At 67.7% G+C, this 23,440-nt stretch carries 18 protein-coding genes and 1 pseudogene; 8 read left to right on the top strand and 11 right to left on the bottom strand.

Annotated features, from left to right (window positions below):
- Nucleotides 1–2 precede the first annotated feature (2 nt).
- From rplW to rpsL, 8 genes are all read right to left on the bottom strand, one after another.
- A complete protein-coding gene (gene rplW / locus DP939_RS05295; RefSeq protein WP_111166655.1) occupies nt 3–326 on the bottom strand; it encodes a 50S ribosomal protein L23 in 324 nt (107 codons plus the stop codon).
- Entirely contained in the window at nt 326–973 is a 648-nt protein-coding gene (rplD, locus tag DP939_RS05290; protein WP_113979371.1) for a 50S ribosomal protein L4, read from the bottom strand. The genes rplW and rplD overlap by 1 nt, the downstream gene beginning before the upstream one ends.
- Nucleotides 970–1,623, bottom strand: coding sequence for a 50S ribosomal protein L3 (gene rplC, locus DP939_RS05285; protein ID WP_113979370.1), 654 nt, complete (start codon nt 1,621–1,623; stop codon nt 970–972). The genes rplD and rplC overlap by 4 nt, the downstream gene beginning before the upstream one ends.
- Before the next feature lie 14 nt (nt 1,624–1,637).
- Nucleotides 1,638–1,946 carry a 30S ribosomal protein S10 gene (gene rpsJ, locus DP939_RS05280; RefSeq protein ID WP_111166652.1) on the bottom strand — a complete coding sequence of 103 codons (309 nt, stop codon included), beginning with the start codon at nt 1,944–1,946 and terminating at the stop codon, nt 1,638–1,640.
- Nucleotides 1,947–2,184: 238 nt separating this feature from the next.
- Nucleotides 2,185–3,378, bottom strand: coding sequence for an elongation factor Tu (tuf, locus tag DP939_RS05275; protein ID WP_113979369.1), 1,194 nt, complete (start codon nt 3,376–3,378; stop codon nt 2,185–2,187).
- A 62-nt stretch (nt 3,379–3,440) separates the two neighbouring features.
- Nucleotides 3,441–5,540, bottom strand: coding sequence for an elongation factor G (fusA, locus tag DP939_RS05270; protein ID WP_113979368.1), 2,100 nt, complete (start codon nt 5,538–5,540; stop codon nt 3,441–3,443).
- Between the two features lie 75 nt (nt 5,541–5,615).
- A complete protein-coding gene (gene rpsG, locus DP939_RS05265; protein ID WP_111166649.1) occupies nt 5,616–6,086 on the bottom strand; it encodes a 30S ribosomal protein S7 in 471 nt (156 codons plus the stop codon).
- Between the two features lies 1 nt (nt 6,087).
- Nucleotides 6,088–6,462, bottom strand: a complete 375-nt coding sequence (rpsL, locus tag DP939_RS05260; protein ID WP_111166648.1) for a 30S ribosomal protein S12 — start codon at nt 6,460–6,462, stop codon at nt 6,088–6,090.
- Between the two features lie 1,132 nt (nt 6,463–7,594).
- On the opposite strand from rpsL, the gene DP939_RS05250 reads away from it, so the two are divergent.
- The 3 genes from DP939_RS05250 to DP939_RS05240 all read left to right on the top strand — a co-directional run bounded on the left by DP939_RS05250 (nt 7,595) and on the right by DP939_RS05240 (nt 11,176).
- Entirely contained in the window at nt 7,595–8,389 is a 795-nt protein-coding gene (locus tag DP939_RS05250; protein ID WP_113979366.1) for a class I SAM-dependent methyltransferase, read from the top strand.
- Nucleotides 8,390–8,441: 52 nt separating this feature from the next.
- A complete protein-coding gene (locus tag DP939_RS05245; RefSeq protein ID WP_225878053.1) occupies nt 8,442–8,747 on the top strand; it encodes a hypothetical protein in 306 nt (101 codons plus the stop codon).
- A gap of 476 nt (nt 8,748–9,223) precedes the next feature.
- Nucleotides 9,224–11,176 (top strand): M14 family zinc carboxypeptidase, encoded by a 1,953-nt coding sequence (locus DP939_RS05240; protein WP_199564937.1) that lies wholly within the window; start codon nt 9,224–9,226, stop codon nt 11,174–11,176.
- 46 nt (nt 11,177–11,222) lie between these two features.
- On the opposite strand, the gene DP939_RS05235 is transcribed toward DP939_RS05240, so the two are convergent.
- A complete protein-coding gene (locus DP939_RS05235; protein WP_113979364.1) occupies nt 11,223–11,654 on the bottom strand; it encodes a MarR family winged helix-turn-helix transcriptional regulator in 432 nt (143 codons plus the stop codon).
- A 97-nt stretch (nt 11,655–11,751) separates the two neighbouring features.
- Between DP939_RS05235 and DP939_RS05230 the strand changes: the two genes are divergently transcribed.
- The 5 genes and pseudogenes from DP939_RS05230 (at nt 11,752) to DP939_RS05210 (ending at nt 15,298) form a co-directional block, all read left to right on the top strand.
- Nucleotides 11,752–12,666, top strand: coding sequence for an MBL fold metallo-hydrolase (locus tag DP939_RS05230; RefSeq protein ID WP_113979363.1), 915 nt, complete (start codon nt 11,752–11,754; stop codon nt 12,664–12,666).
- Nucleotides 12,667–12,783: 117 nt separating this feature from the next.
- Nucleotides 12,784–12,900 (top strand): annotated as a pseudogene (locus DP939_RS48610) (TetR/AcrR family transcriptional regulator); the annotation flags it as partial.
- 9 nt (nt 12,901–12,909) lie between these two features.
- A complete protein-coding gene (locus DP939_RS05225) occupies nt 12,910–13,290 on the top strand; it encodes a hypothetical protein (protein ID WP_263972298.1) in 381 nt (126 codons plus the stop codon).
- A gap of 350 nt (nt 13,291–13,640) precedes the next feature.
- Entirely contained in the window at nt 13,641–14,591 is a 951-nt protein-coding gene (locus DP939_RS47585) for an NAD(P)H-binding protein (protein ID WP_225878052.1), read from the top strand.
- A gap of 236 nt (nt 14,592–14,827) precedes the next feature.
- A complete protein-coding gene (locus tag DP939_RS05210) occupies nt 14,828–15,298 on the top strand; it encodes a GNAT family N-acetyltransferase (protein WP_225878051.1) in 471 nt (156 codons plus the stop codon).
- Between the two features lie 324 nt (nt 15,299–15,622).
- On the opposite strand, the gene DP939_RS05205 is transcribed toward DP939_RS05210, so the two are convergent.
- Complete coding sequence (locus tag DP939_RS05205; RefSeq protein ID WP_113979361.1) at nt 15,623–19,498, bottom strand: DNA-directed RNA polymerase subunit beta'; 3,876 nt, start codon at nt 19,496–19,498, stop codon at nt 15,623–15,625.
- A gap of 17 nt (nt 19,499–19,515) precedes the next feature.
- Entirely contained in the window at nt 19,516–22,992 is a 3,477-nt protein-coding gene (gene rpoB, locus DP939_RS05200; protein WP_113979360.1) for a DNA-directed RNA polymerase subunit beta, read from the bottom strand.
- Nucleotides 22,993–23,440 lie beyond the last annotated feature (448 nt).

The following is a 23,440-nucleotide window of genomic DNA, read 5'->3' as shown; positions in this document are numbered from 1 at the left end:
GCTCAGCCGACCTGACCGAAGATGTCGATCCGGTCGTCGCCCGCCAGGCTCACGATCGCCCTCTTGGTGTCGGGGCGCTTGCCGTAGCGCTGCGTCTGGTTGCGCTTGGTCTGCGGGGTCCGCTTGCGCTTACCCTGCCGGTTGATGGTGTTCACGCCGGTGACCTTGACGCCGAAGATCTGCTCGACCGCGATCTTGATCTGGGTCTTGTTCGCCGTCTTCTTCACCAGGAACGTGTACTTGTTGAACTCATCGATCAGGCCGTAGCTCTTCTCAGAGACGATCGGCTGGATGATGATGTCGCGCGGGTCGTCGACCTTGTCCATCAGGCGTCCTCCTGCCCGCTCTGGCTCAGCCGTGCCACGACCTGGTCGTACGCCCCCTGGGTGAAGACCACGTCGTCGTTGACGAGCACGTCGTAGGTGTTGAGCTGCCCGGCGTCCAGCAGGTGGACCTCGGGCACGTTGCGCAGGCTCAGCCAGGTCAGCTCGTCGGTCTCCTCGACGACGACCAGGAGCTTGCCCGCCTGCGAGACCTTGCGCAGCGCGGTGAGCGCCGACTTGGTCTTCGGCGTCTCGCCGTCCACCAGGCCGCTCACCACGTGCACGCGGCCGTGGGAGGCGCGGTCGGACAGGGCGCCGCGCAGCGCGGCCGCCTTCATCTTCTTGGGGGTGCGCTGCGAGTAGTCGCGCGGCACGGGGCCGTGCACGACACCGCCGCCGGCGAACTGCGGCGCGCGGGTCGAGCCCTGGCGGGCCCGGCCGGTGCCCTTCTGGCGGTACGGCTTCTTGCCGCCGCCACGGACCTCGCCGCGGCTCTTGGCCTTGTGGGTGCCCTGCCGCCGGGCGGCGAGCTGGGCCACGACCACCTGGTGGATCAGCGGGACGTTGACCTTGGCGCCGAAGATGTCCTCCGGCAGGTCGACCGTGCCCACCTTGGCGCCGGCGCGGTCGAGGACGTCGACGGAAGTCACTTCGCGGCCCCCTTCTTAACGGCGGTGCGGACCAGGACCAGGCTGCCGTTGGCGCCGGGGATCGCACCCTTGATCAGGATGAGGTTCTTCTCGACGTCCACGGCGTGGACCTTCAGGCTCTGCACGGTGGTCCGGACGTTGCCCATCCGGCCCGCCATGCGCAGGCCCTTGAAGACCCGGCCCGGGGTGGCGCAGCCACCGATGGAACCGGGCGAGCGGTGCTTGCGCTGGGTGCCGTGCGAGGCGCCGAGGCCGCCGAAGCCGTGCCGCTTCATGACGCCGGCGAAGCCCTTGCCCTTGCTCTTGCCGGTCACGTCGACGTACTGGCCGGCCTCGAAGGTGTCGGCGAGGAGCTCCTGGCCGATGGTGTACTGCTCGGCGTCGTCGGTGCGGACCTCGGTGAAGTAGCGGCGCGGGGTGATGTCGTGCTTGCGCAGGTAGTCACCCAGCGGCTTGTTGACCTTGCGCGGGTCGACCTGTCCGAAACCGAGCTGGATGGCGGAGTAGCCGTCCCTGTCCTGGGTGCGGACCCTGGTCACCACGCACGGACCGGCCTCGACGACGGTCACCGGTACCATCCGGTTGTCCTGGTCGAAGACCTGGGTCATGCCGAGCTTCTTGCCCAGGACGCCCTTGATCTGCTTAGCCATGTCAGTGCGTTCCCTCAGTACTTGATCGAGATGTCGACGCCGGACGGGAGATCCAGTCGCATGAGCGCGTCGACGGTCTTCGCGGTCGGGTCGAAGATGTCGATCAGCCGCTTGTGCGTCCGCATCTCAAAGTGCTCGCGGCTGTCCTTGTACTTGTGCGGCGAGCGGATGACGCAGTACACGTTCTTCTCGGTCGGCAGCGGCACCGGGCCCGCGACCTTCGCGCCGGTCCGTGTCACCGTCTCGACGATCTTCTTGGCCGAGCTGTCAATGACCTCGTGGTCATAGGCCTTGAGCCGGATGCGGATCTTCTGTCCCGCCATAGTGGCCTCGGTGTCCTTCGCTGTCGTCCTGTAAAAGCATCGTGCGGCGGTGCGCCGCCTTCGGTGGCCCGCCGGCCCCATCCGTGATCTTGCAGGTGTTTCGATCGAGTCGAAACCACTGCGAGATCACGGGCCATGGGCCCGCGTGCCGAGGGACGCCCGCCGATGTGGCGGGCCCCCTCGTGGTTCGGCGGCCGGTCCCCGGGATCCGGGGGCCGACCGCCGCCCCGCGGTCGTGCTACTTGATGATCTTGATGACGTTGCCGGCGCCGACGGTCCGGCCACCCTCGCGGATCGCGAACTTGAGGCCGTCCTCCATCGCGATCGGCTGGATGAGCTGGACGGTCATCTCGGTGTTGTCACCGGGCATGACCATCTCGGTGCCCTCGGGAAGCTGCACCACGCCGGTCACGTCGGTCGTCCGGAAGTAGAACTGCGGACGGTAGTTGTTGAAGAACGGCGTGTGCCGCCCGCCCTCGTCCTTCGCCAGGATGTAGACCTGGGCGGTGAACTCGGTGTGCGGGGTCGTGGTGCCCGGCTTGATGACACACTGGCCGCGCTCGACCTGGTCGCGCTTGATACCGCGGAGCAGGAGCGCCGCGTTGTCGCCCGCGTGACCCTCGTCCAGCATCTTGTTGAACATCTCGATGCTGGTGACGGTCGTGGTGGTCTTCTCCTCCTGGATGCCGATGATGTCGACGGTCTCGTTGACCTTGACGACACCACGCTCGATCCGGCCGGTGACGACGGTGCCGCGACCGGTGATCGAGAAGACGTCCTCGATCGGCATCAGGAACGGGCGGTCGATGGCGCGCGGCGGCTCCGGCACGCTCTCGTCCACGGCGTCCATCAGCTCGATGATGGAGTCGGCCCACTTGGCGTCGCCCTCCAGCGCCTTCAGCGCGGAGACGCGGACCACGGGCAGGTCGTCGCCGGGGAACTCCTGGGCGGTCAGCAGCTCGCGGACCTCCAGCTCGACGAGCTCCAGGATCTCCTCGTCGTCCACCATGTCGGCCTTGTTCAGGGCGACAACGATGTACGGCACGCCGACCTGGCGGGCCAGGAGCACGTGCTCCTTGGTCTGCGGCATCGGGCCGTCGGTGGCGGCGACCACGAGGATCGCGCCGTCCATCTGGGCAGCACCGGTGATCATGTTCTTCACGTAGTCGGCGTGTCCAGGACAGTCGACGTGCGCGTAGTGCCGCTTCTCCGTCTGGTACTCGACGTGCGCGATGGAGATGGTGATGCCGCGCGCCTTCTCCTCCGGCGCCTTGTCGATCTTGTCGAACGGGGTCGCCTTGTTGAGCTCAGGGAAGCGCTCGTGGAGCACCTTGGTGATCGCCGCGGTCAGAGTGGTCTTGCCGTGGTCGATGTGCCCAATGGTGCCGATGTTCATGTGCGGCTTGGTCCGCTCGAACTTGGCCTTGGCCACTGCTCTGTCTCCTTAGAGATTCTGACTTGACTTTCGTCTTCTCACTCAGGCTAGGGGGAGTACTACTCGCCCCGAGCCTTCGCGACGATCTCCTGTGCGATGCCCGGAGGCACTTCCGCGTAGGAGTCGAACTGCATGCTGTAGACCGCCCGGCCCTGGGTCCTGCTGCGCAGGTCGCCCACGTAACCGAACATCTCCGACAGCGGGACGAGGGCCTGGATGACCTTGGCTCCGGCCCGGTCGTCCATGGCCTGGATCTGCCCGCGGCGGCCGTTGAGGTCGCCGATGACATCACCCATGTAGTCTTCGGGCGTCGTCACCTCGACGGACATCAGCGGTTCGAGGAGCACCGCGCTCGCCTTGCGAGCGGCCTCCTTGAACGCCATCGATCCGGCGATCTTGAACGCCATTTCCGAGGAGTCGACGTCGTGCGCAGCACCGTCCTGGAGCGTCACCTTGACGCCCACCATCGGGTAGCCGGCAAGGACACCGAACTCGGCGGCCTCCTGCGCGCCCGCGTCGACCGACGGGATGTACTCCCGCGGGACGCGGCCACCGGTGACCTTGTTCTGGAACTCGTAGCCGTCGTTGCCCTCGCCCAGCGGCTCCAGGTCGATGATCACCCGCGCGAACTGGCCGGAACCACCGGTCTGCTTCTTGTGGGTGTACTCGACCTTCTCCACCTTGCGGCGGATGGTCTCGCGGTAGGCGACCTGCGGACGGCCGACGTTGGCCTCGACCCTGAACTCACGGCGCATCCGGTCGACCAGGATCTCCAGGTGCAGCTCGCCCATGCCCCAGATGACCGTCTGACCGGTCTCCTCGTCCCTGCGGACCTGGAAGGAGGGGTCCTCCTCGGCCAGCCGCTGGATGGCGGTGCTGAGCTTCTCTTGGTCGCCCTTGGTCTTGGGCTCGATGGCCACGTTGATGACCGGGGCCGGGAACGTCATCGACTCCAGGACCACCTGGTCGGACGGGTCGCACAGCGTGTCGCCCGTGGTGGTGTCCTTCAGGCCCATGACGGCGACGATCGCACCGGCGGTCGCGGACGGCCGCTCCTCACGCTTGTTGGCGTGCATCTGGTAGATCTTGCCGATCCGCTCTTTGCGGCCCTTGCCGGAGTTGATCACCTGCGAGCCGGCCTCCAGCGAGCCGGAGTAGATCCGCAGGTAGGTGAGCTTGCCCAGGTGGGGGTCGCTCATGATCTTGAAGGCCAGCGCCGCGAACGGCTCCTTGGGGTCGGCGTGCCGCTCGACGATCTCCTCCTCGTTGCCGACCGCGTGGCCCTTGAAGGCCGGGATGTCGGTCGGGGCGGGGAGGTAGGCGACGATGGCGTCGAGGAGCGGCTGCACGCCCTTGTTCTTGAAGGCGGTGCCGGTGAGGACCGGGTTGACGCTGCCCGACAGGGTGGCCCTGCGGATGGCGGCGACCAGCTGCTCCTCGGTCGGCTCGACGGCCTCGAGGTACATCTCCATCAGCTCGTCGTCGTTCTCGGCGATGGTCTCGACCAGCTTGTCGCGCCACTCGCGGGCGGCGTCGGCGTGGTCGGCCGGGATGTCGACGACGTCGTACATCTCGCCCTTGGCCGCCTCTTCGCTCCAGAGCAGGCCCTTCATCCGGACCAGGTCGATGACGCCGCGGAAGCCGGCCTCGACGCCCCAGGGGAGCTGGACGACGGCCGGGATCGCACCCAGGCGGCTGACCATCATGTCGACGCAGCGGTGGAACTCCGCACCGACGCGGTCCATCTTGTTCACGAAACAGATGCGCGGAACGTTGTAGCGGTCGGCCTGCCGCCAGACCGTCTCCGACTGCGGCTCAACGCCCGCGACCCCGTCGAACACCGCGACGGCGCCGTCGAGCACCCGCAGGTTGCGCTCGACCTCGATGGTGAAGTCGACGTGCCCCGGAGTGTCGATGATGTTGATGGTGTGACCGGCCCACTCGCAGGTCGTCGCGGCAGACGTGATCGTGATGCCGCGCTCCTGCTCCTGCTCCATCCAGTCCATCGTGGCGGCGCCATCGTGGACCTCACCGATCTTGTAGTTGATGCCGGTGTAGAACAGGATGCGCTCGGTCGTCGTGGTCTTGCCCGCGTCAATATGGGCAATGATCCCAATATTGCGGACCTTGGCCAGGTCAAGAGCGGTCGTTGCGGCCACTTCTCTCGCGTCCTCGTCGTCTCGTCTCGTAGGGCCGGGCTCAAGTGGGTGACACTCGGGCCCGGCCTGTGGGCACTACCAGCGGTAGTGAGCGAAGGCCTTGTTGGACTCGGCCATCTTGTGCGTGTCCTCGCGCCGCTTGACACTGGCGCCGAGGCCGTTGCTCGCGTCGAGCAGCTCGTTCATCAGCCGCTCGGTCATGGTCTTCTCGCGGCGGGCGCGGGAGTACTGCACCAGCCAGCGCAGCGCCAGCGTGGTGCTGCGCGCGGCCCGCACCTCCACCGGCACCTGGTAGGTGGCGCCACCGACCCGGCGGCTGCGCACCTCAAGGGTGGGCTTGACGTTGTCGAGCGCCCGCTTGAGGGTGACCACGGGGTCGTTGCCGGTCTTCTCCCGGCAGCCCTCAAGGGCGTTGTAGACGATGCTCTGGGCGAGCGAGCGCTTGCCGCTCAGCAACACCTTGTTGATGAGAGCGGTCACCAGCGGGGAGCTGTAGACCGGGTCGGCCATGAGCTGGCGGCGACCTGCGGGACCCTTACGCGGCATCTCAGCCCTTCTCCCTCTTGGCGCCGTAGTGGCTGCGGCCCTGCTTGCGGTTGCGGACACCCTGGGTGTCCAGCGAGCCGCGGATGATCTTGTAGCGAACACCCGGCAGGTCCTTCACACGGCCACCGCGCACGAGCACGATCGAGTGCTCCTGGAGGTTGTGGCCGACACCCGGGATGTACGCGGTCACCTCGATGCCGTTGGTGAGCCGGACACGAGCCACCTTCCGCAGGGCGGAGTTGGGCTTCTTGGGAGTGGTCGTATAAACGCGCGTGCAAACGCCCCGCCGCTGCGGGCTTCCCTTCAGGGCCGGGGTCTTGGTCTTACTGACCTTGTCCTGGCGGCCCTTGCGGACCAACTGCTGAATCGTGGGCACCGCGTCTCCGTTCGTGCAATCTGGCCGGTGTTTCGGTTAATGCATTGCTGCATCCGCAGGCCCTGCCGGTGTCTTGACCTGCTGCTTCACTTGCTTCGCCGCCCCCCGCGCTCGGGCGTGTCGCGCACTTTCGCGGGCAACACGCACGGCCATAGGCCGGACTGTGGGGAGAGACCATGCCTGGCTCCGCGCTCCCGGGAAACAGGAGCCTTGCCGAGCGCATGCATGAGAGCCCATGTAGCCATGGGCACGAACGCATAGCCTACCCAGGCCCGTGTAGCACGTCAAAACGGCCGGTCACACGGGCCGTGGCGCCAAGCGACCACCGTGTTGACCATGGTCCCCGGACGACTCCGAACCGTGCGGCGCGGCGTCACCTATTCCGGGCTCGATGCCAAGTATAACGGCGCTCGCCACCGCTCAGCGCGCTTTCATGGTAATGGCGGCGGTCGCTCATGGCCGTCCGGCCGGGTGAACGCGATTGATCAACAAGACGTCCTAGAGGCAGTACATCCCGACAGGAGCACATATGACCCAGCCGCCCCCACCCCCGCACTCCCCCGACCCCGGCCACCCTCCCCACCCGCCCTATCCCCCTCAACGCCCCAGCGGGCCGACGAGCGGAGAAGGCGGGGGGCGGCGCGGCACAGGCGGCACTGGAGGGCCCGGCGGTCCGGGTGGCGCCGGCGGTCCAGGAGGTCCCTATGGCCCCGGCGGCCGGGGTCCGACCCCTTCCGCCGGTCCCGCCGCTCCTGGCGGACCCGGAGGGCCTGTCCGCCCTCCTAAGCCCGTAGGTTCGGGTGGGGCCGGTCCCCAGGGGCCGGGGGGCGCTCGCGGGCCCGTAGGGCCCGGCGGTCCTGGCGGGGGGCGGCCGGGGTACGGCGGGCCGCCGCGGCGGCCGCGCAAGGCGCTGCGCGGGCTGCGGTTCTGGCTGGTCGTGGTCGGCGTACCGCTACTGGTGTTATTCGGGTGCACCGCGCTCGTGATCAGTTCCGTACGCTCCCCCGGCCAGGACGGCAGCGAACTCCCCCCGTACACCGGACGCCCGTCCACCCCCGTGACCTCGTCCCAGGCTCCGCCCCCGGGCCCGTAGATCATCCACACGGGTCCACCGCCGCTAGGCTCCCGGCTCATGGCCGACGACGAGCGCGAGAGGCTGCGCGCGACCTTTACCGAGGACCCCGCGCTCTACGACCGGGTCCGTCCGGGCTACCCCGAGGAGATGTTCGACGACCTGGCGGGCGCGGCGGACCTCGGTACCGGCTCCCTGGTCTTGGAGATCGGGCCGGGGACCGGGCAGGCCACCGTCCCGATGGTCCGGCGCGGCTGGGAGGTCGTGGCCGTCGAACTGGGCGCCGCGATGGCCGAGCGCGCCCGCCGCAACCTGCGCCCGTACCCGCGGGCCGAGGTGGTGACGGCGGCGTTCGAGGACTGGCCGCTGCCCCGCCGCCCGTTCGACGCCGTGGTGTCGGCGACGGCCTTCCACTGGATCGATCCCGATGTGCGGATCGCGAAGTCCGCCAAGGCGCTGCGCCCCGGCGGGGTGCTGGCCACGGTCGCCACCCACCATGTCAAGGGCGGCACCGTCGGCTTCTTCCACGAGGTGCAGGCGTGCTACGAGCGGTTCGACCCGGCGACGCCGCCCGGACTGCGCCTGTCGCCCGCCGCCGAGATCCCCTATGACCGGGACGAAATCGAGTCTGCGGAGGGCTTCGGCCCTCCGGAGTTCATCAGGTACGAGTGGGAGCTGGCCTACTCGACCGAGCAGTACATCGACCTGCTGCGCACCTACTCCGGCCACCGCGCGCTGCCGCCCACCGCCCGCGCGGGCCTGCTGAACTGCGTGGCCGCGCTCGCCGACGCGCGGTACGGCGGGCGCGTGGTCAAGCGGTACCTCACCGAACTCCGCGTCGCCCGCCGTCAGTAGTTTCATCCTCGCAGGTGGGGCAGGTGGGCGGGACGCAGGATCGGGGGGGAACATGATCCGAACACTCCACAAGATGGGCGTCCGTTCAGGTGCCATGTACACGGCCGGGATCATCTCGGTCGGCCTGTCGTTCGCCACGTGGCTCACGTCCCGGCAACTGGAGGGAGCCGGTCTGGACCGGGCGGACCGCTGGGGAATCTTCATCGGGGAGTGGGCGCCCACATTCGTCGCCATGGGGGTCGCGCTGCGCGTCGAGGAAACGCACTGCGAGGAGTCGGGCGGTACGCACGACTTCACCCACGAACACCGCCACCAGCGCCGCCACGAAGAGCGGGAACCGTCCATCACCGGCACCTGACCACCCGTCAGTAAGCCGAACAACGCCCACGTGAGTTCGCTCGCCCGTTCTCACGTGGGCCCTTTCATGCCTCCGGTACGCGGGACGAGGGCTCACGAACGCACTCCGCGACGCCGGGCTGCGTGGATCTGCGGCCCACCAGGTGGAGCGCGGTACCTGAGCCGGAGCGGATCGACATCACTCCCCCACCGCCCCCAGTGACCGAGCACGAACCGGAAACCACAGGTCAGCACACTATTCGCCGAAGAATGCTTGAATAGTTGTTCAGATGATATCCCGAGAAAGCCGGACAAATAGCGCTGTCCGGCTTTCTTCACATTTTCCTAAGCGGGGGGTTGTAGGTCCGGTCACGTCGGCTTTCAATGATCTCCATAGCGGTGATCCAGGAGGAGCCGATGCGTGCATTGCGGGTATCCGCAGTCGTTTTGACAATGGTTCTCACGACATTTCTGACCACGGAGCCGTCAGCCCCAGCGGTGGCCGGGCCGACCGATCCGGAGCCGGCGTCCCTCGTCGTGCTCTCCGTCCCCGATCAGGCCGCGCTGAAGCGACTGGTCGCCTCCGGTACCGACCTGACCGCGCGGGTGCGGCCTCAGGCCGACGGCAGCATCCAGGTGGACGCGGTCGTAAGGCCGAGCGAACTGGCCGGACTGCGCTCGCTGGGCGCGACGCTCGCACCGGGTACCCCGCCGCCCGCCAAGAAGGCCCCGCAAAGTTCGGCCGCACCCGACCAGATCGTGATCGAACGGGCCGTCTGGTACGAATCCGGCGGCCGGTACTTCCTGTCGGTCGAGGCGTCCAGCAACGCCGGCGCGGCGGCCACGCTCAGCGTGGACTGGAAGGGCAAGAAAGGCACCAGCGGGCAAGCACGGCTTTACGCCTACGAGGACGCCGGGGTGTACCTGGGCCATGAGGTCGGCGGCCCGGTCCTCACCGAGCAGCAGCCCTTCTGGGTGACCGTCACCTCGGCGAGCGGCGGCACGGCGCAGGCCAAGGTCACGCGGTGGCCGGGCGGCGAGCGCCCCGACCGCCACGGCCCCGGCTACGAGAAGGACTTCGTCAGCCAGTACATGCCGCCCGCGCAGCTCAACGAGCGGATCAAGTCCCTGCACCGGCGCTACCCCAAGCTCACCGACCTCGTCGAGCTGCCCAACCTGACCAACGGCTACCGCAGGCACGCCATGGCCCTGCTCGGCACCCCGCCCAACGCCGTCGTACTGACCTCCTACGCCTACGGCTCCGAGGGCGGCAACGACCTGTCCGCCGAGGTCGTCACGCCCGGCGCGCCGAACCGGCCGCTCACCGTCCATGCCAACGGCAAGCAGCTCACGATCAGCCTGGCCACCGACGGCTCCGGCACCCCCACCAGCACGGTCGCCCAGGTCGTCGCCGCGGTCAACGCTGCCAACGGCCCCCGGGTCCGGGCTTCGCTCTACCGCACCGACCCGGGCGCGGGCATTCTTGAACCGGTACCGCTCACCCAGCTCACCGACTACCTCAAGGCCCCCGCCGACGTCTCCCGCAAGCCCGCGCGGGTACTGGTCCTGCGCATCGGCGTCCACCGCGACGGCTCGCGTACCGGCGTGCTCGCGTACGCCCAGGAGCACGCCAGGGAGTGGGTGACCCCGCTGGTCACCGTCGAGGCCGCCGAGCGGCTGCTGCGCAACTACGACAACGACCGCGCCACCCGCCGCCTGCTGCGTGAGACCGAGGTCTTCATCGTGCCGACCGTCAACCCCGACGGCGCGAACTACAGCTTCTACGACTACAACTTCCAGCGCAGGAACATGCGGAACTACTGCCCCGCCTCACGTTCCGACCCGGCGCAGCGCGACTCCTGGGGCGTGGACATCAACCGCAACTACGCGGTCGGTTCCCTGCACGACGGGTACTTCGGCGCGTCCAGCGACTGCCAGTCGGCGACCCACGCCGGCCCGGCCGAGCACTCCGAGCCGGAGAGCCGCAACGTCATCTGGCTGGCGCAGAAGTTCCGCAACATCAAGTTCGCCCTGAACGTGCACAGCTACGGCGGCTACTTCATGTGGCCCCCCGGCTCCTACAAGCTGGACGGCCGCGTCACCCTCCCCCGCCCGACCCCTGAACAGGAGGCGTACTTCCTGCGCTCGGCCCGGACCATCGAAGAGGCCATCGCCGCCGAACGCGGCACCGTCACCTGGCCCCAGAAGACCGGCCCGGTCACCGACGTCCTGTACTCCGCGGCGGGCAACTCCGCCGACGAACTCTGGTACGACTTCGGCATCTTCGGCTGGGACTTCGAGGTCGGCAACGACATCTACGACGCCGCGACCGGCCGCTGGCAGCCGGTGGGCTTCCAGCCGCCGTTCGAGGAGGGACATGCCGAGGCCATGGAGTTCGCCTCCGGCCTGATCTCGCTGATCGGCGTCGCCGCCGACTACCGTAAGCGCTGACGTACGGCTTCGAGCGTTCACCCGGGCGTACGGCCCGGGTGAACGTTCACTCCGCGGGGCCCGCGACCGCGCGGTTGAGCAGTTCGTGCAGGGTGCGCTGTTCCTCGGTGGTCAGCCCGCCGAGCGGAGATCGTTCGATCAGGAGATCGATCAGCCGGGCCCGTAGTTCCTCGCCCGCGGGCGTGAGGAAGAGCTGCTTGGTACGCCGGTCCGTGGGGTGCGGGCGGCGTTCGATCAGGCCGCCCTGCTCCAGCTTGTCCACGATGAACGTGGCGTTGGACGGTTCACAGCCCAGCCGGATGGCCAGTTCCCGCATGGCCATCGGCCCGGTCATCTCGCGAAGCGCGGTGGCCTGCGGCGCGGTCAGACCAAGCGTGGCGGCCCGCTGGCGTACATGATCTTCGATCTGTTTGGCCAGACCGTTCACCAGACCACAGAGCTCGCGTTCAGCGACGGCCTGTGATTCCGGGATCGTCATGCAGTCATGCTAACCAACTGGGCCAAACCGTCAACATTTAAAGCTTGAACAGTTAAAGCTTTACGTTTACTCTGGCCTCACACCGACTGTCGTGATCATGACCCGCGAAGGAAGCGTGCCCGTGCCGAACACCCCGTCGATCTCCGAGCCCCGCCTGCGCCGGCCCGCCCCGATCCGGTCGCTGCCGATCGGCGATCTCACGGTGACGTACGTTCCCGACGGAGCAGTACAGCTGAAGCCGCGCGCCTGGCTCCCCGCCACCACCGACGAGACGTGGGCCGCCCACCCCGAATACCTCGACGAGAGCGGCAACCTGGTGGCGAGCATCGGCGGACTGCTGGTCGAACACGGCGACCGCGCGCTCCTGATCGACGCGGGCTTCGGCCCGCAGGCACTGCCCGACCAGCCGGGCAACGCCCACGGCGCCATCCACGGCGGCGCCCTCCTGGACAACCTCGCCGTCATCGGCCGCAAGCCCGCCGACATCGAGGCGGTCGCCATCACCCACCTGCACATCGACCACGTGGGCTGGGCCTGGCATCCGGCACCGGGCAGCGACGCCCCCGCCTTCGTCAACGCCGAGTACCTGGTCCCCGAGCCGGAGTGGACCCAGCGCCACCTGTACTACGACGCGCACGAAGCCGCCCGCCAGATCCTCGGCCTCCTGGAGCCCCGGGTCCGTACCGTGACCGACGGCCAGGAGATCTTCCCCGGCGTCACCGTCTACGCGACCCCCGGCCACACCGCGGGACACGCCGCCTACGTCATCGCCTCAGGCGGCCGTCGCCTCATCGCCTTCGGCGACGCCTTGCACTCCTCGATCCAGATCGACCACCCCGACTGGTCCGCCGCCCCCGACCACGACTCCACCCAGTCCGCCGCCTTCCGCCGCCAACTCGTCACCGACCTCGCCGAACCCAACACCATCGGCTTCGGCATCCACTTCGCCGACGTCCAATTCGGCCACGTCACCCCAGACGGCCCCACCCCCACCTGGCGCCCCCTCCCCTGACCCAAGGGCCTCGCCATCGCTCGAACTCATCGATCCAGCCGTCCACCCGGCCGATCCGGCTGAACGCCAACGGAACGGGCCGGGAAGGCTTGCCCTCAGGACCGTCTCCTCGACGCCGCCGCCGACGTGCTGCTGTCGCAGGGAGGCGAGTCGCTCACCCTCGAAGCCGTCGCCAAGCGGGCCGGGATCTCCAAGGGTGGGCTGTTCTACCACTTCCCCACCAAGCAAGCCCTGGTCAGCGCCATGGTCGATCGGCTGACCAGAGCCTTCGAGGACGCGCTCGCCCAGGCGGGCCCCCGCCCTGGCGACTTCCTGCGCGCCTACGTCGAGGCGACCATTCCCGAACGGCACACCACCGCACCCGCCGACCGCGTCACCGCCGCACTGCTCGCCGTGGTGCTCGTCGACCCGTCAGAGCTCGAACCGCTGCGCGAACGGTTCGCCGCCTGGCAGACCAGGCTCGCCGACGACGGTATCGACCCTGCGGCGGCGACAGCCGTACGGCTGGCCGTGGACGGATGGTGGGCGGCCAGGCTCCTCGGACTTGCCTCTCCCGGCCCTGACCTGCATGAGGGGACCGGCCGCTACCTGATGGAGGCGATCGACCGTGCTGCGCGCGACTAAGGGCCTGATGCTCGTCACGGATGTCGGCTTCGTGATCCATTTCGCCGTCACCGGTCTCGGACTGATCCCCCTGGAATGGGCGTTTGTAGGATCCGCGTTTCGATGTCGTAATCCGCGTTTCCGTGTCGTCCGTCTGTCGCTTGCGACATAAGTCGCGGACTGGCAGGGGTCCCAGTAGTAATGAAGAAATTTCCAACGAAGTTGCCTCTGACCTGCGGTGACTCCGGCCCATAGGCCTAAGGTCTCGATTTACTTACGGGTGTGGATCCCGATCAACATCGAACGAGGTCGTACGCCTGCTTGGCCGACACCTTGGATAGCGGTGGCTTCAAGGCGGGCAGGTCCTGATCATGATGTTCGAGCAATTCGAGAGGGCGCTGCTGATTGCCTACTTCGAGGCAGCGCAGGCTGACTCCATCGCTGCTCTGCTCGGGCCCAGCGGAGCTTACAGCCACGTGCTGATCAAGCCTCCAGGCTCGGCACGCGCCGGCTCGTTGAACAGGAGATCGCTGTCGTCACTGAGGGAGGTGAGATCGCGCTCCCCTACGGGGGGCAGCCGCACACAAACGCTCGTGCTCGCGCAATCTCTGATCGCCCGTCTTCCTGACGTAACCACCACGATCACCACCGGGAGCACGCCGCCCATGGCCCACGGGGAGGCCATGGAGAGCTTATCGATGGGAAAGTTCATGATCGTAGTAACGGGAGCCACCGGCAACGTTGGCCGACCGCTCGTGCAGGCACTCGCGGCAGCCGGCGAGCAGGTGACGGCGTTGTCCCGAGGAGTCTCGGGCGTGGCGGTGCCGGAGGGAGTCCAGTACCGCCAGGTGGACCTGGCCGCCCCTGAGAGCCTTCGGCCCGTTTTCGACGGCGCTGACGCGGTGTTCCTCCACGACGGCGGAGCCGGCCACGTAGATCGCCGAACCCCACCGGTGAGCCGATCCGCCGTATCGCAGACGGAGCAAGGGCAGCCGCTCACCATCGCGCAGTTCGCCGTCGACATAGGGCGAACTGGGCGCGGAAACGGACATTCACCCCGATCAGTTGCGGCCATCAACCACACGTATGGCCGCGGCGGCGCACTGGCCGGCCTGGCCGCATACGACGTCCACCGCGCCCACGTCATCGGCCGCACCGAGCCGCGCACCGGCATCGACCCGTTCATGAATCTGGTCGCCCAGGTCATGAGCCAGGACCGTGCGCCGGCGCCAAGCTTGATCTTTAACCTGCGGCTATCGAGCGACTCGCCAAGCGGCGGGGAGTTCACTCGTGCGCGGGACAGCATGACGGCCTTGGCGTGATCATGTGCGTTGCTGAAGACGCTGCACTCGACCTTGCGGCCGTAGGCGTTCAGCCGTTTGCGCCCGGCAACGGGCAAGGCAGACAGGCCGATCAGCAGAAGTAGATCTTACCGGCGGGAGCCTGCCGCACAGTGCCGGGCACAGATCCGACAGGGTGGCCGCATGCCCACCGCGACGGAATCGGCCAGGACATCCTCGCCCAGAAGCTGAACCCCCGCGCCCCGTAGGATCGCGAGGTGGACCCTCTGACCCCGCTCGGCCCCTCGGACATGCCAGACCTCGTCGACTTCCTCACCCGGTCGGACCTGACACTGAGCGGTCTGGACGCTCCGACCGTCCGGCTGTGGCTGTTGCGAGACGAGAACGGGATCGTGCGGGGCAGCACGGGGTACGAGTTGGCGGAAGACGGAAAGAACGCCTTGATACGCAGCGTCGCGGTCGACACGGACTTGCGGGGCGGCGGTCTCGGACTGGAGTTGGGACGGTTCGCACTCGATCAGGCAGCCGCCGAGGGCGCACGCCGAGCCTGGCTCTTCAGCCGCCGGTCCGGACCGTTCTGGCAGCGGCTCGGATTCACCTCGGCGGATCGAATGGAGCTCGCACGGATGCTGGCGACCACGCATCAGGTCCGTCTGTTTCGGCGGACCGGCCAGCTCGACCGGGAGGTCGCCTGGACGCGTTCACTCGGTGGTGCCGCATGGCGCTGATCGGCGCTCCCGAATAATGATCGTCATTGTTCTCGCACGCTTTGGTGCAGAGACCCTGGGCCGTGACCCGCTGGACGCGCCCCATCGCGTCCACAATCTCGCCTTGGCCTCCACGAACCCACTTAACGTGCGATCCGGTTCCGGTGCAGGGCCAGCTCCTGCCTCACCACCTACGACATCTGACCGCGAGACATCCGGCATCGCTCCACAGTCAACCCCCGAAGGACTTCCGGTGCCGACCACTTACTCGCGCGAAGAAGTGGGGGAAAATGGGGCGGCCGCCCCGCGCTTTTGCGCGGGGCGGCCGTCTTGGTGGAGCTGGGGCTAGCGGTTGTACTGGCCGAAGTCGTACTCCTCCAGCGGGACGGCCTCGCCGCTCCCCGTGCCGAAGGTGTAGTCGGCCGCGCTGCCGTCGTAGCCGCCGACCGTGTACATCGCGGCCTTGGCCTCCTCGGTCGGCTCGACCCGGATGTTGCGGTACTGGGGCATGCCCGTACCGGCCGGGATGAGCTTACCGATGATGACGTTCTCCTTGAGGCCGAGCAGGGAGTCGGACTTGGCGTGGATCGCCGCGTCGGTGAGGACCCTGGTCGTCTCCTGGAAGGAGGCCGCCGACAGCCACGACTCGGTGGCCAGCGACGCCTTGGTGATGCCCATGAGCACCGGACGTCCGGAGGCCGGGGAGCCGCCCTCGGCGACGCACTCGCGGTTCATCGCCTCGAAGCGCGGACGCTCGACCAGTTCGCCGGGCAGGAGGTCGGTGTCGCCCGACTCCAGCACGTTGACCCGCTTGAGCATCTGCCGGACGATGATCTCGATGTGCTTGTCGTGGATCGACACACCCTGCGACCGGTAGACCTGCTGGACCTCCGCCACGAGGTGGAGCTGCACGGCCCGGGGGCCGAGGATGCGCAGCACCTCGTTGGGGTTGATCGCGCCGGCCACGAGCTGCTGGCCGACCTCGACCCGCTGGCCCTCCGACACCTGGAGCCGCGCGCGCATCGACACCGGGTAGGCGACCTCGTCGGAGCCGTCGTCCGGGGTGATGACCACCTTGCGGGTCTTGTCCGTCTCGTCGATCCGGACGCGACCGCTGACCTCGGTGATCGGGGCGACACCCTTGGGGATGCGCGCCTCGAACAGCTCGGTCACACGCGGCAGACCGTGGGTGATGTCGGCGCCCGCCACACCACCGGTGTGGAAGGTCCGCATGGTCAGCTGGGTGCCGGGCTCACCGATGGACTGCGCGGCGATGATGCCGACCGCCTCGCCGACGTCCACCAGCTTGCCGGTGGCCAGCGAGCGGCCGTAGCAGGTCGCGCAGACCCCGATCTTGGCCTCGCACACCAGCGCGCTGCGGGTGCGCACGGTCTCCACGCCGGCCGCGACCAGCGCATCGACGATGGGGTCGTTGATGTCGACGCCGGAGGCCGCGATGACCTTGCCGTCCACCTCGACGTCCTCGGCGAGGATGCGGCCGTGCACGTTGGTCTCGGCATTCTCCGCGCGGACCAGGTTGCCGGCCGAATCGCGCTCGGCGACGTGCAGCGGGACGGTGCGGTCGGTACCGCAGTCGATGTCGCGGACGATGACGTCCTGGGCCACGTCGACCAGTCGCCTGGTCAGGTAACCGGAGTCGGCGGTCCGCAGCGCGGTGTCCGCCAGACCCTTCCGCTGGCCGTGGGTGGAGATGAAGTACTCCAGCACCGACAGGCCCTCGCGGAACGAGGACTTGATCGGCCGCGGGATCGTCTCACCCTTGGTGTTGGACACCAGGCCGCGGATACCGGCGATCTGCCGGACCTGCATCTTGTTACCACGGGCGCCGGAGTTGACCATCATCCAGACCGAGTTGGTGTTCGGGAACGCGTTCACCAGGTCGGTCTCGACGTCGGCGGTGGCGTGGGTCCAGATCTCGATGAGCTCCTGACGGCGCTCCTCGTCGGTGATCAGACCGCGCTCGTACTCGCGCTGGACCTTCTCGGCCCGGCGCTCGTAGTCCTCCATGATGGTCGCCTTGTTCGGCGGGGCCACCACGTCGTCGATGGAGATGGTCACGCCGGCGCGGGTCGCCCAGTGGAATCCGGCGTCCTTCAGCGCGTCCAGCGCGGCGGCCACCTCGACCTTGGGGTAACTCTCCGCCAGCTCGTTGACGATCGCGGAGAGCTGCTTCTTGCCGACCTGGTAGTTGACGAACGGCAGGTCGGCGGGCAGCGTCTCGTTGAACAGGCAGCGGCCCAGGGTGGTGGTGAGCCGCAGCGGGTCGCCGGGCTCCCAGCCCTCGGGCGCGGCCCAGCCGCGCGGCGGGGCCACTTCCTTGAACCGGACGTTGATCTCGGCCTGCATGTCCAGCTCGCGCCGGTCGTAGGCCATCAGCGCCTCGCTGACCGAGCTGAAGGTACGGCCGGCGCCGGGCGCGTCGTCCTTCTGGGTGGTCAGCCAGTAGAGCCCGATGACCATGTCCTGGGTGGGCATCGTCACCGGCTTGCCGTCGGCCGGCTTGAGGATGTTGTTGGTGGACAGCATCAGGATGCGGGCCTCGGCCTGCGCCTCGGCCGACAGCGGCAGGTGGACGGCCATCTGGTCACCGTCGAAGTCCGCGTTGAACGCGGTGCAGACGAGCGGGTGGATCTGGATGGCCTTGCCCTCCACGAGCTGCGGCTCGAACGCCTGGATGCCCAGGCGGTGCAGGGTCGGCGCCCGGTTGAGCAGCACCGGGTGTTCGGTGATGACCTCTTCCAGGACGTCCCACACCACGGCGCGGGCGCGCTCGACCATGCGCTTGGCCGACTTGATGTTCTGGGCGTGGTTGAGATCGACCAGGCGCTTCATCACGAACGGCTTGAACAGCTCCAGCGCCATCTGCTTGGGCAGGCCGCACTGGTGCAGCTTGAGCTGCGGGCCGACGACGATGACGCTTCGGCCGGAGTAGTCGACGCGCTTGCCCAGCAGGTTCTGGCGGAACCGGCCCTGCTTGCCCTTCAGCATGTCCGACAGCGACTTCAGCGGCCGGTTGCCGGGGCCGGTCACCGGACGTCCGCGGCGGCCGTTGTCGAACAGCGCGTCCACGGCCTCCTGGAGCATCCGCTTCTCGTTGTTCACGATGATCTCGGGCGCACCGAGGTCGAGCAGACGCTTGAGGCGGTTGTTCCGGTTGATGACCCGGCGGTACAGGTCGTTGAGGTCGGAGGTCGCGAACCGGCCACCGTCGAGCTGCACCATCGGGCGCAGGTCCGGCGGGATGACCGGGATGCAGTCCAGGACCATGCCGTTGGGCGAGTTGCGGGTGTTCAGGAACGCCGAGACGACCTTGAGCCGCTTGAGCGCACGGGCCTTCTTCTGGCCCTTGCCGCTGCGGATGGTCTCCCGGAGGTTCTCCGCCTCGGCGTCGAGGTCGAAGTTGGCCAGCCGCTCCTGGATGGCCTGAGCGCCCATGCCGCCGCGGAAGTAGCGGCCGAAGCGGTCGCGCATCTCGCGGTAGAGCAGCTCGTCGCCCTCAAGGTCTTGGACCTTGAGGTTCTTGAAGCGGGACCAGACCTCCTCCAGCCGGTCCAGCTCGCGCTGGGCCCGGTCGCGGAGCTGGCGCATCTCGCGGTCGGCGCCCTCACGGACCTTGCGGCGCTGGTCGCCCTTGGCGCCCGCGGCCTCAAGCTCGGCGAGGTCGGCCTCCAGCTTCTTCTGGCGGCCCTCGATGTCGGCGTCGCGGCGCTGCTCGATGTGCTGCCGCTCCACGGAGATCTTGGCCTCCAGGGACGGCAGGTCGCGGTCACGCGTCTCGGTGTCCACCTGCGTGATCATGTAGGCCGCGAAGTAGATGACCTTCTCCAGGTCCTTCGGGGCCAGGTCGAGCAGGTAGCCGAGCCGGGACGGCACGCCCTTGAAGTACCAGATGTGGGTGACCGGAGCGGCCAGCTCGATGTGGCCCATCCGCTCACGACGCACCTTGGCACGGGTCACCTCGACGCCGCAGCGCTCACAGATGATGCCCTTGAACCGGACCCGCTTGTACTTGCCGCAGTAGCACTCCCAGTCCCGGGTGGGACCGAAGATCTTCTCGCAGAAGAGCCCGTCCTTTTCCGGCTTGAGGGTCCGGTAGTTGATCGTCTCCGGCTTCTTGACCTCACCGTGCGACCACTGGCGGATGTCGTCAGCCGTGGCGAGGCCAATTCGCAGCTCGTCGAAGAAATTGACGTCGAGCATTTCATACCCCCTTTGAATTAGACCTCGTCGACGCTCATGGCACCCTCGTTAGGGCGCCTGGCTAGGTCGATCCCGAGCTCTTCCGCCGCGCGGAAGACGTCTTCGTCGGTGTCGCGCATCTCGATGGACATGCCGTCGCTGGAGAGCACCTCGACGTTGAGGCACAGCGACTGCATTTCCTTGATCAGCACCTTGAAGGATTCCGGGATGCCCGGCTCGGGGATGTTCTCCCCCTTGACGATCGCCTCGTAGACCTTCACCCGGCCGGTGACGTCGTCGGACTTGATGGTCAGCAGCTCCTGCAGGGCGTAGGCGGCGCCGTACGCCTCCAGCGCCCACACCTCCATCTCGCCGAACCGCTGCCCGCCGAACTGCGCCTTACCGCCCAGCGGCTGCTGGGTGATCATCGAGTACGGGCCGGTGGACCGCGCGTGGATCTTGTCGTCCACCAGGTGCAGCAGCTTCAGGATGTAGATGTAGCCGACCGAGATCGGGTGCGGGAACGGCTCGCCGGAGCGGCCGTCGAACAGCCGCGCCTTGCCGTTGACCCCGACCATCCGCTCGCCGTCCCTGTTGACCAGGGTGTTGTTCAGCAGACCGGTGATCTCTTCCTCGTGGGCGCCGTCGAAGACCGGCGTGGCCACGTTGGTGCGCGGATCGACCTGGCCGAAGCCCTTGTCGCGCAGCCGCTCGGCCCACGCCTCCTCGACCCCGGAGAGGTCCCAGCCGCGGGCGGCGATCCACCCGAGGTGGGTCTCCAGGACCTGGCCGACGTTCATCCGGCCGGGCACGCCCAGCGGGTTGAGGATGATGTCGACCGGGGTGCCGTCCTCAAGGAACGGCATGTCCTCCACTGGCAGGATCTTGGAGATGACGCCCTTGTTGCCGTGCCGACCGGCCAGCTTGTCACCATCGGTGATCTTGCGCTTCTGCGCCACGTAGACGCGGACCAGCTCGTTGACGCCAGGCGGCAGCTCGTCGCCCTCCTCGCGGCTGAAGACGCGGACGCCGATGACCTTGCCGGACTCGCCGTGCGGCACCTTCAGCGAGGTGTCACGGACCTCGCGGGCCTTCTCGCCGAAGATCGCGCGCAGCAGCCGCTCCTCCGGGGTCAGCTCGGTCTCGCCCTTGGGGGTGACCTTGCCGACCAGGATGTCGCCGGGGGTCACCTCGGCGCCGATCCGGATGATCCCGCGCTCGTCGAGGTCGGCCAGGACCTCTTCGGAGACGTTGGGGATGTCGCGGGTGATCTCCTCGGGCCCCAGCTTGGTGTCGCGGGCGTCGACCTCGTGCTCCTCGATGTGGATCGAGGAGAGGACGTCGTCCTGGACCAGCCGCTGGGACAGGATGATCGCGTCTTCGTAGTTGTGGCCCTCCCAGGGCATGAACGCCACCAGGAGGTTCTTGCCCAGCGCCATCTCACCCTGGTCGGTGCAGGGGCCGTCGGCGATGACCTGGTTGATCTCGACCCGCGCGCCCTCGTCCACGATGGGCTTCTGGTTGTAGCAGGTGCCCTGGTTGGACCGCTTGAACTTGGCGACGCGGTAGGTGGTCCGCGTGCCGTCGTCGTTCATCACGGTCACGTAGTCGGCGGAGACCTCCTCGACCACGCCGGCCTTCTCGGCGATGATCACGTCACCGGCGTCGGTGGCCGCCCGGTACTCCATGCCGGTGCCGACCAGCGGCGACTCGCTCTTCAGCAGGGGCACCGACTGACGCTGCATGTTGGAGCCCATCAGGGCGCGGTTGGCGTCGTCGTGCTCCAGGAAGGGGATCATCGCGGTCGCCACCGACACCATCTGGCGCGGCGAGACGTCGATGTAGTCGACCTCCTCGGCACGGGCGAGCTCGGTCTCACCGCCCTTGGTGCGGACCAGGACGCGGGCCTCGGCGAACGAGCCGTCCGCGTTCAGCGGCGTGTTGGCCTGCGCCTTGACGTAGCGGTCCTCCTCGTCGGCGGTGAGGTAGTCGATCTGCTCGGTGACCTTGCCGTCCACGACCTTGCGGTACGGGGTCTCCACGAAACCGAAGGAGTTGACCCTGCCGTAGGAGGACAGCGAGCCGATCAGGCCGATGTTGGGGCCTTCCGGGGTCTCGATCGGGCACATCCGGCCGTAGTGGGACGGGTGCACGTCGCGGACCTCGAACCCGGCGCGCTCACGGGACAGACCGCCCGGGCCGAGCGCGGACAGCCGCCGCTTGTGGGTGAGGCCGGCCAGCGGGTTCTCCTGCGCCATGAACTGCGAGAGCTGCGAGGTGCCGAAGAACTCCTTGATCGACGCCACGACCGGGCGGATGTTGATCAGGGTCTGCGGCGTGATCGCCTCGACGTCCTGGGTGGTCATCCGCTCGCGGACCACGCGCTCCATGCGGGCCAGGCCCAGGCGGACCTGGTTCTGGATCAGCTCGCCGACCGTGCGCAGGCGGCGGTTGCCGAAGTGGTCGATGTCGTCGACCTCGACCACGACCTCGCCGGAGGCGCCGGGCATGGAGTCCTCGCCGGCGTGCAGCCGGACCAGGTACTCGATCGTGCCGACGATGTCTTCCTCGGTGAGCGTGCCCTGGGTGATCTCGGAATCGACGCCCAGCTTCTTATTGATCTTGTAACGGCCGACCTTCGCCAGGTCGTACCGCTTGGGGTTGAAATAGAGATTCTCCAGCAGGGTCTGCGCCGACTCTTTGGTCGGCGGCTCGCCCGGCCGCAGCTTGCGGTAGATGTCGAGCAGCGCGTCGTCCTGGCCGGCCGTGTGGTCCTTCTCCAGGGTCGCCCGCATGGATTCGTACTGGCCGAACCGCTCCAAAATCCGGTCGTTGGTCCAGCCCAGCGCCTTCAGCAGCACCGTCACCGGCTGCTTGCGCTTACGGTCGATGCGCACGCCCACGGCGTCGCGCTTGTCGATCTCGAACTCCAGCCAGGCGCCCCGGGAGGGGATCACCTTGCAGCCGTAGATGTCCTTGTCCGAGATCTTGTCGACGTTGCGCTCGAAGTAGACGCCGGGGGACCGCACCAACTGCGAGACCACGACACGCTCGGTGCCGTTGATGATGAAGGTGCCCTTGGAGGTCATGAGCGGGAAGTCGCCCATGAACACCGTCTGGCTCTTGATCTCACCGGTGGTGTTATTGATGAACTCCGCCGTGACGAACATCGGGGCGGAGAAGGTCATGTCCTTGTCTTTGCACTCATCGACGGAGTACTTCGGCGGCTCGAACCGGTGATCGCGGAACGACAGGGACATGGTTCCGGAGAAGTCCTCGATGGGACTGATCTCTTCAAAGATCTCTTCGAGACCGGACTGGGCCGGAACGTCCTTGCGCCCGGCCTGGCGGGCCGCCTCGACCCGGGCCTTCCACTTCTCGTTGCCGAGCAGCCAGTCGAACGACTCGGTCTGCAGGGCGAGAAGATCAGGAACCTCGAAGGGCTCCTGGATACGCGAGAATGACACTCGACGGGGACCAGCGGGTACGGCGGAGGCGTTGCGCGAGGCTGCCAACAGATGTCCTTCCGAGGGCTCGCGGCGGACTGATCTACACGCACGCCAGACAACCTCGCAAGACTACGGAGAGAAGCGAGGTCGTCAAAGGGCAGCGCAAAGGAGCAGTGTAGCCGAATGGCATACACCTGTCCACTCTACGTCCGCTGCATGCTCCACGTTGTTCGCAGCATCGCCCGTCTGAGCCGAAACGTCAAGCCCGAGAGCCGACATTCCAGCCACTTGATAGCCAGCACGCTGGGAAATCCCCTCCGTGCGCCTCGCCCGCGCTGCCGGACCCCAGACGATACCCACGAGCGCCCTGGGGTAACGCTGAGTGACACGGAGGTTCTAACCCTTGCCGCTGGTTGGAACTCTTGCGGCATCCATCCCCCTTGTCACACCTTACTCAAACGCTTTCTTTGCTAACAATTAGGTAACACGAACGCGCCCGGGAGGTGACAGGCAG

Origin of the sequence: Spongiactinospora rosea (assembly GCF_003315795.1) — a bacterium.
Lineage (GTDB): Bacteria > Actinomycetota > Actinomycetes > Streptosporangiales > Streptosporangiaceae > Spongiactinospora > Spongiactinospora rosea.
This window is presented reverse-complemented; position numbering and strand designations above follow the sequence as displayed.